The sequence below is a fragment of the Streptomyces sp. NBRC 110028 genome, from assembly GCF_001417735.1.
Lineage (GTDB): Bacteria > Actinomycetota > Actinomycetes > Streptomycetales > Streptomycetaceae > Streptomyces.
In genome coordinates this window covers 165793-179956 of sequence record NZ_BBUZ01000033.1, presented here as the reverse complement: position 1 = coordinate 179956, position 14164 = coordinate 165793, and the positions used below count along the sequence as shown (strand labels likewise).

Below are 14164 nucleotides of genomic sequence, written 5' to 3'. Positions count from 1 at the left end.
ATGCGTCCCGAGCCCCCCGTTCCCGAGGTCATAGTTGTCGGTGCCGGATCGGCCGGGTCGGCGCTCGCGGCGGGGCTCGTCCGGTCAGGTCGCCGCGTCCTGCTGCTGGAGGCCGGACGTGACTACCCGGCCTCCGAGCTACCTGAGTCGTGGCGCTCGCCCAACCCCCTGGCCGCGATCCTGGATCCCGGGAGTGCGCCGCTGCTGTGGGAGGACCATCTCGCCTCGCGGACAGCGACACAGGAACCCTCGCTCTACTGGCGTGGCAAGGGACTGGGCGGCAGCTCGGTCATCAACGGGCAGATCGCGATCCGCCCGCCTCTGGAGGACTTCGACGACTGGGCGGCCGACGGCTGCACCGGCTGGTCGGCCGACGACGTGCTCCCGTTCCTCGCCGACCTCGAGTCGGACCAGGAGCACGGCGACGACCCGTTCCACGGCGCCGACGGCCCGATCCCGGTGCATCGGTACCCCGAGGAGGCATGGGGCTCGGTCGACCTCGCGCTGCGCGACGCGGCGCTCGCCGCGGGCCAGCCGTGGACGCCCGATGTCAACGCGCCGGGCGCGACCGGCGTCTCGCCGTATCCCGTCAACTCCGTCGAGGGCCGGCGGGTCTCCTGCCACGATGCCTACCTCGAGCCGCTCCGCGACAATCCGTTTCTCACGATCCGGGGCGGGGCGCTCGTCGACCGCGTCGAGTTGGAGGCGGGACGCGCCGTCGGGGTCCGTCTCGCGGACGGCGAGGTGCTGCGCGCGGACCTCGTCGTCCTCAGCGCGGGCGCCACCGCGACGCCCTCGATCCTGCTGCGCTCCGGCATCGGCCCTGCCCGGCATTTGGCTGAACAGCGCATCGCGGTGCACGCGGACCTGCCCGTCGGCGAGGGGATGCAGGACCATCCCATGGCGCTGATCGGCATCCCGCTCACGGTGGCGGCGACGGCGAGACCCTGGGACCGCCACACGAACTGCTGCGTCAGGTATTCCAGCCGGATGACTCCGGACACGAACGACATGATGTTGGTCGCCCTCAACCAGAACGCCCTCGCGATGGCCTCGGCCGAGCCGCGGGCGGGTGCCGGCGCGGTCGGGGTTTTCGTCAACCGCACGTACTCACGCGGCACTCTGCGCCTGCGGGGCGTGGACCCCCGCACTCAACCCCAGCTGTCGTTCAACATGCTCGACGTCGAGCTCGACGTCGACCGGCTGGCAGCGGGGATCCGGCAGCTCGCCGAGCTCGTCGAGCACCCAGCTTTCGGTGCTATCGCCGCGTCGGACGTATGGGCGGCGAACGCCCAGTTGCGGGCTGTGCTCGACGGTCCTGAGGAGAGACTGCGGGACTACCTGCGTGCGACCGCGGTCGACACCCAGCACGCGACCAGCACCTGTCGCATGGGCGATCCCACCGCTGCGACGACCGTCGTCGATCCTGAGGGGCGGGTGCTTGGCGTCGAAGGTCTGCGGGTCGCCGACGCGTCGGTCTTCCCATTCGTCCCCCGCGCCAACACTCATCTGGCGAGCGTCCTGGTCGGCGAGCTGCTGGCCGCGCGCCTGACGACCTGAACCTGCGAGACGAGGAGCTGACGTGAGGCGTCTACACCACCTGATCGACGGAGTCGCCGTCGCATCGACCGATTCCGGGACCCGCCTGATCGTCGACCCGTCGACCGAGGAGGTCGTCGCCCGCATCCCGGTCGGCTCCGCCGAGGACGTCGACGCCGCAGTGCGCTCCTCGGTGACGGCCCAGCACGGTTGGCCGCTCTCGACCTGACCGAGCGCCTTGCGCTCCTCGTGCGGGTCGCCGAGGCCGTGGAGCTCGGCGCGACGGCGCTGTGCGGCGGGGTGGTCCCGGACGGTCCCGGGTTCGGCTACCCCGCCACAGTCCTGACCGGCGTGATGGCCGACATGCGCCTGATGCGTGAGGAGACGTTCGGGCCCGTCGCACCCGTCGTCGTGGTCGACTCCTTCGACGAGGCCATCGAGCTCGTGAACGGCGCGGGCTTCGGGCTTGCCGCGACGGTCTGCACCCACGACCCCGTGCACCAGCAGCGCGCTGGGGACATTCGGGCGGCGCTCGTGTGGATCAATGCGTGGCAGCAGGGCGGCGTCAACGCAACCTACGAACCGTGGGGCTCAGCGGCGTCGGGGCCGCCGGCGCGGACGCCTCGTTTGACGCCGCGACCCGGCCCGTCTCGGTGCTGCTGGCCGCGACCGACTGACCTACGTTCTCAGGCAGTGCCGGGCGCGAGGTGCCGACGCACGAGCGCCGCGAGCGTGTCGGCCGGATTCACCTCGTCGGTCGACTTGTCCACGTTGGCGAGGACGACGATGGTCCTTCCCGTGCCCGGCTCGTGTCCCGCGAAGGTCTGGAAGCCTGGTAGCTCACCGTTGTGGCCCCAGATGCCGCCGAAGTCGGCAATGCCCAGGCCGTAGGACCAGTCCGTACCAGGCACGGGGACGCCGGCCAGGCGTGCCCGCTGGGTCTTCTCCGCGAGAAGGTCCCCTCGCACGAGCGCCTCGACCAGCACCACAAGGTCGTCGGCTGTAGAGATGGCGTTGCCGGCCGTCCACGCCCACGACGGGTTGACGTCGGTCGTGTCGACGAGCTCGGCACCGACACGGTGGTAGCCGCGCACCGTGGCGTCGGGAAGCGAGGTCCCGGCGGCGGAGCGCGGGGGCAGTGAGGTGTTGTGCAGACCCAGCGGGTCGAGCACGAGTTTCCGCGCGAGGTCCTCGACGAGATCGCCGGTCACGTGCTCGGCCAGCATCCCGAGCAGGATGTAGCCGGCATTGCAGTAGTCCCAGGAGCTGCCCGGCGCGAAGCGGTGTGGTTCGCGGAACGCGAGGTCCAGCAGCTCCTGAGGGCCCCACACCCGGTCCGGCGTCGTGTGCGAGATCTCCATGAACTCCTCGGTCGTGTAGTCCGGCAGCCCAGCGGTCATGTCGAGCAGGCGACGTACCGTGACCCCACTCGGCACGCGCACGTGCGGCAGGTGGGCCAGGACGTCGTCGTCGAGGCCGAGCTCGCCCCTCTCGGTCAGGCGCAGGACCACGGTGGCGACGATCGTCTTGGTCACACTGCCCACGCGCAGTACGGCGTCGACTGCAAGCGGCTCGTCGGTCGCGATGTCACGGACCCCGAGGGCGACCGACCACGGCTCGCCGTCCGGCGACCGGACCGCAACGACAGCGCCGGGAACGCCGAGACGCTGCCGCTCGGCGTCAACTGCAGCGAACACCGCTGCGACGGTGGGGGACAGCTCCCTGGGCAGAGTCGTCATGCGGTCCTTCTTTGTTCGTGGGTTGGACGGGCCGTCGTAAGGTCCAGAGGCCCGGAGACGCCGGGTATGGCTTTCATGCGGTTGCCCTCGATGGTTCCGGTCACCTGGCCGCCCGGTGTCTCACGACGACTCGGCCGCTGATGAGGAGTTGCGAACGCCTTCGGGTGGATCGCTGAGTAGGACCACGCCGGCGAGGTCGTCCGGGGAGACAGAGCGTCATCGAACGGCCGGAGGACCTGGTGGCCCAGATCTGGGCGGGTACGGACATGGGCAAGACCCATCACCCTGCGTGGTGCTGACCGCGCAGGGTGAACGGCTGCTGTCGCGGCGTGTGCCGAACGACGAGCCGGAGCTGCTGGCCCTGCTCGCCGATGTGCTGGCCCTCGGCCAGGACGTGGCCTGGGCGGTCGACGTCGCTGACGGCATGGCCGCGCTGTGGATCAACGTGCTGCTCAATCACGGCCAGCACCTCGTCTGCATACCCGGCCTGGCCGTCAACCGGGCCTCGGCCGGCTACCGGGGCATGGGCAAGACCGATGCCAAAGACGCCACCGTCATCGCCGACCAGGCCCGAATGCGCCGGGACCTGACGGTCCTGCTGCCGGACGACGAGCACGCCATCGAGCTGCGGGCCCTCACCAGCCGCCGGACCGGCCTGAACGCCGACCGCACCCGCCGGGTCAACCGCCTGCGCGGCCAACTCACCGATATCTTGCCGGCCTTGGAGCGGGCGCTCGATCTGGGCAACGTCGGCCCGCTGATCCTGCTGACCGGCTACCAGACCCCAGCCGCCCTGCGACGCACCGGCCGCAGTCGCCTGGAGACCTGGCTGCGCAACGGCAAGATCTGCAGCCCAGAAGCCCTGGCCGAGGCCGTCCTTGAAGCAGCCGGGCGACAGCACACTGCCGTCCCCGGGGAGAAGATCACCGCACAGGTGATCCACACCCTGGCCAAGGAGGTGATGAGCCTCAACGAGCAGATCGCCGAGATCGACAAGCTCATTGCGGCCCGGTTTCGCGACCACGGGCTCGCCGACGTGATCGCCGGCATGCCCGGTATCGGCCCGCTCCTGGGCGCCGAATTCCTCGCGGCCACCGCTGGCGACATGAGCCGCTACGGCACCGCCGACCGCCTCGCCAGCCTCGCTGGAGTCTCTCCGCTCCCGCGGGACTCGGGCAACGTCAGCGGCAACCTGCACCGACCTCGGCGCTATCACCGCGGCATGCAACGCGTCTTCTACACCTCCGCACTCATCAGCATCCGCAGCTGCGACGATTCGCGCCGCTTCTACGAACGCAAACGCTCCGAAGGCAAACGGCACACCCAGGCTGTGCTTGCTCTGGCCCGTCGACGCGTGAACGTCCTGTGGGCTCTCATCCGTGACGGACAGTGCTACCAAAGCAACCTCCGCGTCACTTCCGCAGCTTGACAACATCATTAGGAGGCGATTGTCCAGCAGTGGGTTGCGCGCCGCATGGTGCGAACGACCGACAGGAGATGGGGGTTCTCGGTCAGTAGCCCAATCTCCCAGGGCCGTCCTCCTCCCTACGCTCGGTCGTGCCCCGCTCACTCACCAGGAGGAATCACGATGGCCGAGGACCAGTCCGCGACTGAGACCCGCACGATCATCGGGCCACCCGACGCGCTCCTGGCGATGCCGCGATACGCGGGCGCCTCGACCTTCGCGAGGCTGCCCCGGCTCGACGAGGTCGGCCGGGCCGACGTCGCGGTATTCGGCGTGCCATTCGACTCCGGCACGACGTACCGCCCCGGTGCGCGGTTCGGCCCTGAGGCCGTGCGGGCCGGCTCGAAGCTGCTGCGCCCCTTCCACATCGGGCTTGAGGTCGAGCCGTGGGAGACGCTGCAAGTGGCGGACGCGGGCGACGTCGGAGTGACGCCGTTCGACATCGGCGAGGCGATCGGCCAGATAGAGCAGGCGGCCCGAGGGCTCTACGCGAGCGCCGATCGCATCGTCACACTCGGCGGCGACCACACGATCGCGCTCCCGATGCTGCGGGCGGCCCACGCCCAGCACGGCCCGGTCGCGCTCGTGCACTTCGACGCTCACCTCGACACGTGGGACAACATCTTCGGTGCTCGCGTGGTGCACGGCACGCCCTTCCGTCGCGCGGTCGAGGAGGGACTGCTCGACGTCCACCACTCGGCCCATCTCGGTATCCGCGGCACCATGCCGTCAGCGCGGGACTTCATCAACGACAAGGAGCTCGGCTTCGCGACGATCACGACGCTCGAGATCGCACGCCGCGGGATCGACGATGTCGTCGACCGCGTCCGGTCGCGCGTCGGCGACCGTCCGGTGTACGTCAGCATCGACATCGACGTGCTCGACCCGGCCAACGCCCCAGGCACGGGAACACCTGAGCCTGGCGGTCTCACGACCCGTGAGCTGCAGATGATCCTCTTCGGCCTGGCCGACCTCGACGTGATCGGCGCCGATGTCGTCGAGATCGCTCCGGCGTACGACCACGCGCAGATCACCGCGCTCGCCGCGGCCGGGCTCACGTTCGACCTGCTCGCCATGATGGCGCGGCCGGCAACCCCCTGGGCCGGCTGACGCCGCGTAACTCCCTCGCCTGCGCGAGGGGCGGGGGTTGGGGCTGGGGCCGGACGCGGGCAGGGGGTATTTGCTGGTCTGCCCAGCTTTTCCACGGTTCTGCTCCGGTCGGGCCCTGACGGGGCGGGATGGTCAGTGACGTCGGGCGGCATCGGGTGGCGCGTGGATGGTTTCGAACGGCTGTGTCCAGGCGTGCTGCCACGGCCATCGCTGGGGCAGGTGCAGGGTCACGCGCCGGGCGGAGCGGGCGATCCTGGCGGGGACACGGACGAGGTGGGTGCGCAAGGTGGCGGTGGTGGCCTTGGCGTGGAAGGCCGAGGTCAGGGCGCCTGCGGCTCGCAGCAGGTTGTAGGCCGTCGCCCACAGGACCAGCCAGGCCGCGTTGGCGTGGAAGTGTCCCGAGGGCAGGTGGGCCAGGGCGGATGCCTTGCTGTCGGCGATGACCTGCTCGATGACGGCGTGGTGACGGCAGGTCAGGGCCGCAGCATCGGAGCCGGCCTGTGGTTCGGAGAGGCTGTAGCCGCCGATGAGGGAGCCGCTGAGGATGTCTTCCGCCCAGCGCTGGCACTGGGCGGAGGTGCCGGCGCTCAGGAGCGGGAAGGCGGCGAGGCTATGAACGCTGGCGGCTACGGCGACGGCGGCCCAGTGTGCTGCCAACTCCTCAAGGACCTGGAGGTAGACCTCGTAAGGCTGGTTACCGCCGCCGAACTCCTCCGGGTAGGGCAGGCCGAGCAGCCCGGCCTGGCCCAGAAGCCCGAACAGGCCCTCGGGGTGGGTTTCGGTGCGCTCGTGTTTCATCGACACGGGGTGCGAGTTCCTTGTCGGCGATGTCGCGGACGAGGTCGAGCAGGTCCTCGGCCTCCCGCGTGGGCAGCAGACGGTCGACAGGCATGACGGAAAGCTCCTGGCTGTGGGCGGTGAAAGGGAGCGAAGGGCTCAGGCGGACACCGCGGTCGGTTCGTCCAGCCCGGCAAGGGCCTCGCGTGCCTTCTCGCGAAAGTCGGCGATGGCCGCCAGCTTGATGCCCTCGTAGCCGCGGATGGCGTCGGTGAGCCGTACCAGGTCCTCGACCTTGGCGGCGTTGTCCGGTGTCAGGTGCGCGAGAGCGTCTTGGACCAGGCGCGAGTACTCCGCGATCAGCGTGCGCTCCAGGCGGCGGACCTCCGCGTATCCGAAGAGGTCCATCCAGGTTCCGCGCAGTCCTCGCAGGGCGTAGAGCGTCCGGAAGGTGGCGGGCGCGGTGCGCCGGAGGCGGATCTTGCGCTTCATGCCCAGGGCGCGGAGTATCGGCGGGTGCAGCATGACGGAGACGGCGGCGCCGGCACCGAACTCGTCCTCGATCTTGGCCTGCTCCACGGCGTCCAGATGCAGCCGGGCCACCTCGTACTCGTCCTTGTATGCCATGAGTTTGTGGAGTCCCTGGGCGTAGGCGATCGCGATGCGCTCGCCGGTCTCGTCGCCGGCCCGCTGTCCGGCCACGGTGGCCACCTGCCGCACCTCGTCGGCATATTGCCGCGCATACGCCTTGTTCTGGTAGGCGATCAAGTCCGCGCTGCGCAGTGCTATGACGTCTCGCAGGCTCCCGGATCGCGCGGCGGCGTCCGCGATGGTCCGTGCCTCGGGCGTGATGTCGAGAACCTCCCGGGCGGGCGTGGCGATGGCACGCCGTACGGCCTCGGGGTCCAGGGCCGCTGCCCGCCCCCAGCGGAAGGCGGCGAGGTTCTTGTCCATGGCAGCGCCGTTGAGGCGGATTGCGGCTTCGATGGACTGGTCCGTCAGGGGAACGCAGCCGTGCTGATAGGCGGCGCCGATGAGCAACATGTTGGTCGGCATGTGGTCGCCGAACAGGGATTCGGCCAGGCCCTGGGCATCGAGGTACAGGTTCTCCTTGGAGCGGGTTACCGATTCGATCCGCTCCAGTGCGTCGTCCGGGGAGCCGGGCATGACGACCCGGTTGGTGACCATCGCGGCGGTGGGCACGATGGCGGTGTTGATGACGGCAATGGTGTGACCGGGGCGGGCCACCCGCATGTTGGAGTCGGCGGCTGCCCCGAGCAGGTCGAAGCCGATGATCACGTCCGCGGTCGCGTGGGAGGCCCGCAGGGCTCCGGTCACAGGGTCTGAGGAGATCCGCACGTCGCTGACGACGGGACCGCCCTTCTGCGCGAGTCCGGTCTGCTCCAGTCCGGCGGCGTAGCGGCCGTCGAGATGGGCTGCCATCTGCAGGATCTGTGACACGGTCACGACGCCGGTGCCGCCGATGCCGGGCATGCGCAGCAGGGTGCTGTTCCCGGACAGGGCGGAGCCGGGCGTGGTCAGTTCCACGGGCAGTTCGGGAAGGGGGCGGGAGGGCCGCTTGTCCTTCGGCTCCACGAGGAGGAAGGAGGGACAGTCGCCCTTCAGGCAGCTGAAGTCCGAGTTGCAGGAGGCCTGGTGGATCTGGGTCTTGCGGCCGAACTCGGTGGCGACGGGCTGCACCGACAGACATGTGGACACGTCGCCGCAGTCACCGCAGCCCTCGCAGACCCGCTGGTTGATGACCACCTTCTCGGCGGGGGTGGGGAGTTTGCCGCGCTTGCGCAGCCTGCGTTCCTCCGCGGCGCACCGGTCGTCATGGATGAGCACGGTCACGCCCTCGACGGCGGCCAGTTCCTTCTCGGCTTCGGGCAGGTCGTCGCGGTGTCGCACGGTGGCGATCGGATCAAGGCGTATACCACGGTAGTCGGCCGGCTCGGCGGTGGTCACGACGACCTTCCGTACGCCCTCGAGGGCGAGCCAGCGGGTCAGGGTCGGCACGTCCAGGCGCCCTTCGGGGCGCTGGCCCCCAGTCATGGCGACGGCGTCGTTGTAGAGCAGCTTGTAGGTCATCGTGACGCCCGCGGCTATCGCCGCGCGAATGGCGAGCGACCCGGAGTGGTGGAAGGTACCGTCACCGAGGTTCTGCACGAAGTGCCGGTCCTCGGTGAAGGGAGCGAGGCCGATCCACTGGGCACCCTCCCCTCCCATTTGGGTCAGCCCGACCTGGTTGCCGCGCCCCGCGCCATCCAACGCGATCATGACGTGGCAGCCGATGCCCACTCCGACGAGGGTGTCGTCGTCGGTACGGGTGGAGGCGCTGTGCGGACATCCCGAGCAGAAGTACGGCGTGCGCGCTGAAAGGGTCGGCACCGCGATACGGGCCGGGACTGGCGGCTTCATGGCGGTCAGCTGAACGGAAGCGGTGTGCGGCAGGCGGTCGGGCCCGATCCGCGTGGCCAGCGCCTTGGCCACGTCTTCGGCGCCCAGTGTGCCGCGGGCGGTCAGCAGCGGGCGGCCGTTCTCACCGCGACGGCCCACCACGGTGGGCGCGCCGGTCGTGCCGTAGAGGGCTTCCTTGAGGTGGCCTTCGATGAAAGGCACCTTGTCCTCGACGACGAGAACCTGGTCGAGGTCGCCGGTCATGGCCACCAGTTCCTCTGCCGACAGGGGGAACGGCATCGCCAGGCGGATCAGACGGACGCCCAGATCCTCCAGGGCGGACTCGTCGATACCGAGGTCGGCGAGGGCACGTTGCACCACGGCGTAGGAGGTGCCGGAGGCCACCACGCCCAAGGTCGCTTGCCGGGCGCTGAAGACGATGTGGTTCAGATTCGTCTGACGGGCGTAGTCACGTGCCAGATCCAGACGGCGGGTGAGCATGTCATGCTCGGCGTCCAGCGAGGCGGGACCGACGAGGGTTGGGGGAGCCCCACGGGGGCTGCGGGGGGGTGCGGGGACGTCCGGCCGCAGCGCATCGAGGTCGACGACCGCGGTGGCGTCCGCGATGTCCGCGACGATCTTCAAGCCGGTCCACAGGCCGGTGGCGCGAGACAGAGCCACGGCATGCAGCCCGAGCTCGATGATCTCCGCCACATTGCCGGGTGTGAGCAGGGGCATGGCCAGGCTCTGGCACATCGGCTCGCACGAACTGGGCACCGTCGAAGACTTGCTGCCGGGGTCGTCGCCGATCCAGGCCACCGCTCCGCCGAGCGCCGCGGTGCCGGCCACGGTGGAGTGCCGGATCGCGTCGGCTGCCCGGTCCAGCCCGGGGTTCTTGCCGTACCAGAACCCGGTGACCCCGTCGTGACGGCGTCCGGGGACCTGCCCGAGTACCTGTGTCCCGGCCACCGCCGTCGCGGCCAGCTCTTCGTTCAGACCTGGCCGGAACACCACGCCGCCGGGGTCGAGGAAGCGGCGCGCCCTGTCCATCTCCATATCGACCCCGCCCAGCGGTGAGCCCTGGTAGCCGGTCACGAAAGCACGGGTGTTCAGGCCGCGTGCTTCGTCGAGACGGCGCTGTTCGAGGGTCAGTCGCACCAGGGCCTGGATGCCTGAGATCAGTACCCGGCCGCTGCGGGCCGTGTACTTGTCGTCAAGCGATACCGCGGCAGGATCGGTGCTCATGCGCGCCTCCTCGAGATCACGGGTCCGGGCGCCAAGGACAACAACATCCCACCGTGCGACACAAGTAACTTGTGAGAAATTGCGGGCAAGAAGCAAAGAATTTGATCAGATACTGCTTGTAGATGCATTTTATTGTCACCCGCTGAGTGTGATGGAGGTACTGATGACAGAGATCGACGACGTCGACCGCCAGTTGCTGCGCATGCTCCACGAAGACGGGCGGCGCACCTTCTCGGACATGGCGATCGACGTGGGACTGTCGGTTGCCGCGGTCAAACGCCGTGTGGACCGGCTCCGGGAGAGTGGCGTGATCACCGGCTTCACCGTGCAGGTCGACCACACCAAGCTCGGCTGGGGCATCGAGGCCTTCGTGGAGCTGTCCTACACCGGAACCACACCGGTTGGGGAGATCGTCCGCACCGCCTACAAGGTCCCCGAGGTCCAAGCCGTCTTCACCATCGCCGGCGATCCGGACGCCCTGGTGCACGTCCGCGTCCGCGACATCGAGCATCTCCAACAGGTCATCGACAGCCTGCGTCGCGCCGGTCAGGTAACCGGGACCAAAACCCTCATGGTTCTCGGTTCCTGGACGCGGAGCACCTGATCGCAGGAGGGACCGTGAGCCGCAGGGCTGGCGCTCCCGCCGCGTGGTGAATTTGATCGCGGCGCGGAGTACCCGACCGAGTCACGCCAGAGGCGGCAGCGGACCGCTGTGGGTCCGCCTGACCACACCCGTGGGTACCGATCGCAGTCGTGGCCGCCGTCCAGTGACGTCGGGGAGGGTGTCGCCCTGCGGGCCGGAGCCGGTGCGGATGTGGTCGAGGTTCGTCTTGGTCGCGGCGGCGTCGAATGCGGCGCCGTCGCTGAAAGTGACGCCCTTGCTCAGGTCGACGGTCAAGGCTGTGCGGGCCTTGTCGTACGCCCACTTACTGGCGGGCATCGGAACCAGCTTCCCGTCAGGCCGACGCAGGACGAGCGTGTCGTACATGGCCTGGCAGGTCGGGAACCACGAGCGCCCGTCCCTGGGCCGGGTCGAACGAGAATGGCCTGGCCGCCGATGACGTGCAGTGATCGGCGACCGGAGTTCAGCTGCGAGTGGGCCGCTGGTAGGAGGCGTACGGGTGAGGGCCCGCAGACAGCGTCGATCCGCTGGCTGTCCGACATCGGTACCTGGGTATCGGCGTGGTTTTTCTCATCCACGGACGGCGTCCGTATGGCCCGCGTCCGGCGACAGCGGATGCCTGGCCGTCGTCGCGGCTGGGTGAGCGAGCGGCGACCGCCACCGGTCGCGCCGCCCAGCGCAGCCTGCTGGGGCGTGCTACTTGTCCGTCCCTGCCCGCTGGGCGGACCGGGGGTGTCCTGCGGTCGGCAACGGACCGAAGGCGAGAGGTGGGCACAAGCGCTCCCGCCGCTCGTCCGCCGCCCTGGCCACGGCCCGTTGGCCGGATCCGCGAGGGAGCGTGCCGTCAGGCCCGACCGCCGTCACAGCGGCGGTGTGGGTATGTCATCACGTCATGGCGCATCTCCCGCCTCTGTTCAGGGGGCTTCGGCAGTCTGGTGCGAGAAGGCAGCGTCGAGGGACGCGTCGGGCGGCATTCAGAACAGGGCCCGCACCTGTGTGACCGCCTCGGCCGCGTCGCGGAAGCGGCCCATTCCAGCGTCTTCCCACTCGAGATGGGCGCCGCAGACGGTGCAGCGGAAGAACATGGCGGTTGCCCCGTTGACCAGGTGTGTCAGGAAGTGCGCATGTCGGCCCCGGCTGGTCGCGGCCCGGCGTCAGCCAAGGACTGTGCCCGTGGATGCGGCTGGCCGACGTCGGCGTGAGAAAGCACCGAGGTCGATGGTCTGGCCGGTGTGTTCGCAGGTGTGCGTGAGCGCACTGCGGTCGTGGTCGTGCCCGCCTTCGACACCTTGGATCAGGGTGGTCATGAGGCGGCCTACCAGAGGGGCGTTCTTGAACTGATTGCCGCTGGTGCCGATGGCTACGTAGAAGCCGGCAAGTTCGGTTCGGTCGTAAACGGGGGTCCAGTCGTCGGTCACGTCGTACACGCCTGCCACCCCTTTGGGTTTGTTGGGAACGCGCAGACCGGGCAGCCGGCGAGCCGCCCGCGTCACCTGCGTTCTGAACTGCGGCACGGTCGGGAGGGGGCTCCCGTCGTCCGGATCATCGAGCCATTCCAGCGGGTCGCACTCGGGTTCCGTGCCGCCGACGAGCAGGAACTCCCTGCCCTCGGGCCGTATATATGTGCCGAGGTCCATATCGAGCAGCACCGGTGCCTGACGGTCGCCGCGGGCTTCGTGGTAGCCGGCGGGGGCCGCTGCATGGTGCACCTCCTGGCGAAGCGGCCGCAGGCCGACCGTGAAGTCGCCGCCTACTCCGGCGAGCCGGTTCAGCTGTCCCGACCATGGGCCGGCCGAGTTGACGACCACCGCGGCGGACAGTTCGGTTCCCTCCTTGAGGCGCACACCGCGCACGCGTCCCCTGCGGCGCATCACCGCGGTGACCTCGGTCTTCCAGCGGAAGGTGGCTCCGTGCCGCTCGGCGGCGGCAGCAAGGTTGCGCGCGGCGAGTTGCGGGTCGTCGACAAAGCCTCCGTCGGGTGTGTGGAGAGCACCGAGCCGAGCGGATGCGTCGGCGAAGAACTCATCGTCATCCACAGGGCAGGGCGGGAAATACCGGCCGGTGTCCACGGCGGGCAAGCGCTCGGACAGCTCCTGTGCATCCCATTCCTCGTACGGGACACCGACCTTGTCGAAGTGGCGCGTGAACAGGCTGCGGGGTGCGAAGTCCACGTCCAGCATGGTGACGCCGCAGCGGTTGAACCCTGCGAGGGGTTCACCGGCGGGTGCTTGGAGGTGGTCGCGCCATGTTTCCCAGCAGTGAAGGGACTCCCACGCGGCATTGACGCCCGCGATCGTGGGATAGGTGAAGCGGACCACGGCGCTCGAGGCGCTGGTGGAGCCGTTGCCTGCGCCGCCGAACTTGTCGACGACGACCACCCGCAGGCCGCTCCGCGCCAGTTCGAGAGCGATGGAGGATCCGATGACCCCGGCCCCGACGACGACTACGTCTGTGCTCTCAGCCACGTTTCAACTCACCTTCATATCGCCGGACCAGACGGTTCCTGCGGCGGCGCGGCGGGTCGCCGCGCCGCCGTTGTCCGCACCGTACGCGAGTAAGAGGCCATGTCCGGCGACTGTTGTTGTCACTTTCCGTCGCCGTACCGCACCGTTGTCGCGCATGTGCGCCGATGCTCAGCTATGGGGGCCGAAGGCCGCTCAACGTTCCGGACGTGATCGTGGAGCCGGGTCGGCCCTCGCGCATGCGCAAGATCAAGGTGACCGCGTCCTCCGAGCGGGTTCCGGCAGTGAGGAGTTCCTGTAGGAGGAGGCCGCGCATCGCGGCAACGGTGACGGTGGCCACATCCCGCGCTTCCTTCGCGTTGAGCCCTTCGCGCTCCGCGAGTGAGGACAGCATCACGGTCAGGTCGTCGATCGACTCCACGAACTCACGGAAGTCCTCGGGGCGGTACGCGGCCAGTCCGGCGACGTAGAAGAAGCCGCGGATACGCGACAGCTGCTCCGGCCGGGTGTAAGTACGCCAGATCGCCATCACGAAATCGTCGAAGGTGCCCTGCTGGGCGGCCTCCAGAAGTGCCTCGTTGTCACGGGATCGCTGCGCCGTGAGCATGGCGGCCAGGACGCCCGACAGTGACCCGAAGTGGTACCGCAGCAGGGCGTGGCTGGTCTCGATCCGGGCGGCGATCTCACGGAGCGACATCTCCGGCGGGGGAAGGGTCTCACCGAAGGCGTCGAGAAGCCGTACCAGGAGTCGCTCGCGCGCGCTGCCGCTGCGTTGCGAGGTTGACAGGATCACTCCCACAGTTTA

General features: G+C 69.2%; 9 protein-coding genes and 4 pseudogenes. 6 read left to right on the top strand and 7 right to left on the bottom strand.

What is annotated here, in order from left to right; all coding sequences use genetic code 11:
- The 3 genes and pseudogenes from ASC60_RS26270 to ASC60_RS43270 form a co-directional block, all read left to right on the top strand.
- Nucleotides 1-1560: a GMC family oxidoreductase gene (locus tag ASC60_RS26270; RefSeq protein WP_055555103.1), complete on the top strand. Its 1560-nt coding sequence runs from the start codon at nucleotides 1-3 to the stop codon at nucleotides 1558-1560.
- Between the two features lie 22 nt (nucleotides 1561-1582).
- Nucleotides 1583-1768, top strand: coding sequence for an aldehyde dehydrogenase family protein (locus ASC60_RS26265; RefSeq protein WP_055555101.1), 186 nt, complete (start codon nucleotides 1583-1585; stop codon nucleotides 1766-1768).
- Nucleotides 1769-1788: 20 nt separating this feature from the next.
- Nucleotides 1789-2100 (top strand): annotated as a pseudogene (locus ASC60_RS43270) (aldehyde dehydrogenase family protein); the annotation flags it as partial.
- A gap of 125 nt (nucleotides 2101-2225) precedes the next feature.
- Here the strand turns inward: ASC60_RS43270 and ASC60_RS26255 are convergent.
- The gene (locus tag ASC60_RS26255; protein ID WP_055555097.1) at nucleotides 2226-3278 is read right to left on the bottom strand and encodes a serine hydrolase; all 1053 of its coding nucleotides are present in this window, start codon (nucleotides 3276-3278) and stop codon (nucleotides 2226-2228) included.
- A gap of 239 nt (nucleotides 3279-3517) precedes the next feature.
- On the opposite strand from ASC60_RS26255, the pseudogene ASC60_RS26250 reads away from it, so the two are divergent.
- Together ASC60_RS26250 and speB are read left to right on the top strand one after the other, a co-directional pair.
- Nucleotides 3518-4707 (top strand): annotated as a pseudogene (locus tag ASC60_RS26250) (IS110 family transposase).
- Between the two features lie 159 nt (nucleotides 4708-4866).
- Nucleotides 4867-5853 (top strand): agmatinase, encoded by a 987-nt coding sequence (gene speB, locus ASC60_RS26245; protein ID WP_055555095.1) that lies wholly within the window; start codon nucleotides 4867-4869, stop codon nucleotides 5851-5853.
- Nucleotides 5854-5985: 132 nt separating this feature from the next.
- Here speB and ASC60_RS43265 read toward each other — a convergent pair.
- From ASC60_RS43265 to ASC60_RS26235, 3 genes and pseudogenes are all read right to left on the bottom strand, one after another.
- Nucleotides 5986-6327 (bottom strand): annotated as a pseudogene (locus tag ASC60_RS43265) (transposase); the annotation flags it as partial.
- 120 nt (nucleotides 6328-6447) lie between these two features.
- Nucleotides 6448-6651: pseudogene (locus ASC60_RS43260) on the bottom strand (acyl-CoA dehydrogenase family protein); the annotation flags it as partial.
- Between the two features lie 138 nt (nucleotides 6652-6789).
- Entirely contained in the window at nucleotides 6790-10371 is a 3582-nt protein-coding gene (locus ASC60_RS26235; RefSeq protein WP_234357136.1) for an indolepyruvate ferredoxin oxidoreductase family protein, read from the bottom strand.
- Nucleotides 10372-10438: 67 nt separating this feature from the next.
- Between ASC60_RS26235 and ASC60_RS26230 the strand changes: the two genes are divergently transcribed.
- On the top strand, nucleotides 10439-10879 hold the full coding sequence (locus ASC60_RS26230; RefSeq protein ID WP_055555194.1) for an Lrp/AsnC family transcriptional regulator: 441 nt from the start codon (nucleotides 10439-10441) through the stop codon (nucleotides 10877-10879).
- An 81-nt stretch (nucleotides 10880-10960) separates the two neighbouring features.
- Here ASC60_RS26230 and ASC60_RS26225 read toward each other — a convergent pair whose 3' ends face one another.
- From ASC60_RS26225 to ASC60_RS26215, 3 genes are all read right to left on the bottom strand, one after another.
- Nucleotides 10961-11215 (bottom strand): hypothetical protein, encoded by a 255-nt coding sequence (locus tag ASC60_RS26225; RefSeq protein ID WP_159043321.1) that lies wholly within the window; start codon nucleotides 11213-11215, stop codon nucleotides 10961-10963.
- Nucleotides 11216-12051: 836 nt separating this feature from the next.
- Complete coding sequence (locus tag ASC60_RS26220) at nucleotides 12052-13362, bottom strand: FAD-binding oxidoreductase (protein WP_055555089.1); 1311 nt, start codon at nucleotides 13360-13362, stop codon at nucleotides 12052-12054.
- 172 nt (nucleotides 13363-13534) lie between these two features.
- The gene (locus tag ASC60_RS26215) at nucleotides 13535-14152 is read right to left on the bottom strand and encodes a TetR/AcrR family transcriptional regulator (RefSeq protein WP_055555087.1); all 618 of its coding nucleotides are present in this window, start codon (nucleotides 14150-14152) and stop codon (nucleotides 13535-13537) included.
- Between the last annotated feature and the right edge of the window lie 12 nt (nucleotides 14153-14164).

Excerpts from the sequence above, each read along its gene's own strand:
- ASC60_RS26270 (WP_055555103.1), top strand. The coding sequence starts at position 1 with ATGCGTCCCGAGCCCCCCGTTCCCGAGGTCATAGTTGTCGGTGCCGGA.
- ASC60_RS26255 (WP_055555097.1), bottom strand. The coding sequence starts at position 3,278 with ATGACGACTCTGCCCAGGGAGCTGTCCCCCACCGTCGCAGCGGTGTTC.
- speB (WP_055555095.1), top strand. The coding sequence starts at position 4,867 with ATGGCCGAGGACCAGTCCGCGACTGAGACCCGCACGATCATCGGGCCA.
- ASC60_RS26230 (WP_055555194.1), top strand. The coding sequence starts at position 10,439 with ATGACAGAGATCGACGACGTCGACCGCCAGTTGCTGCGCATGCTCCAC.
- ASC60_RS26225 (WP_159043321.1), bottom strand. The coding sequence starts at position 11,215 with ATGCCCGCCAGTAAGTGGGCGTACGACAAGGCCCGCACAGCCTTGACC.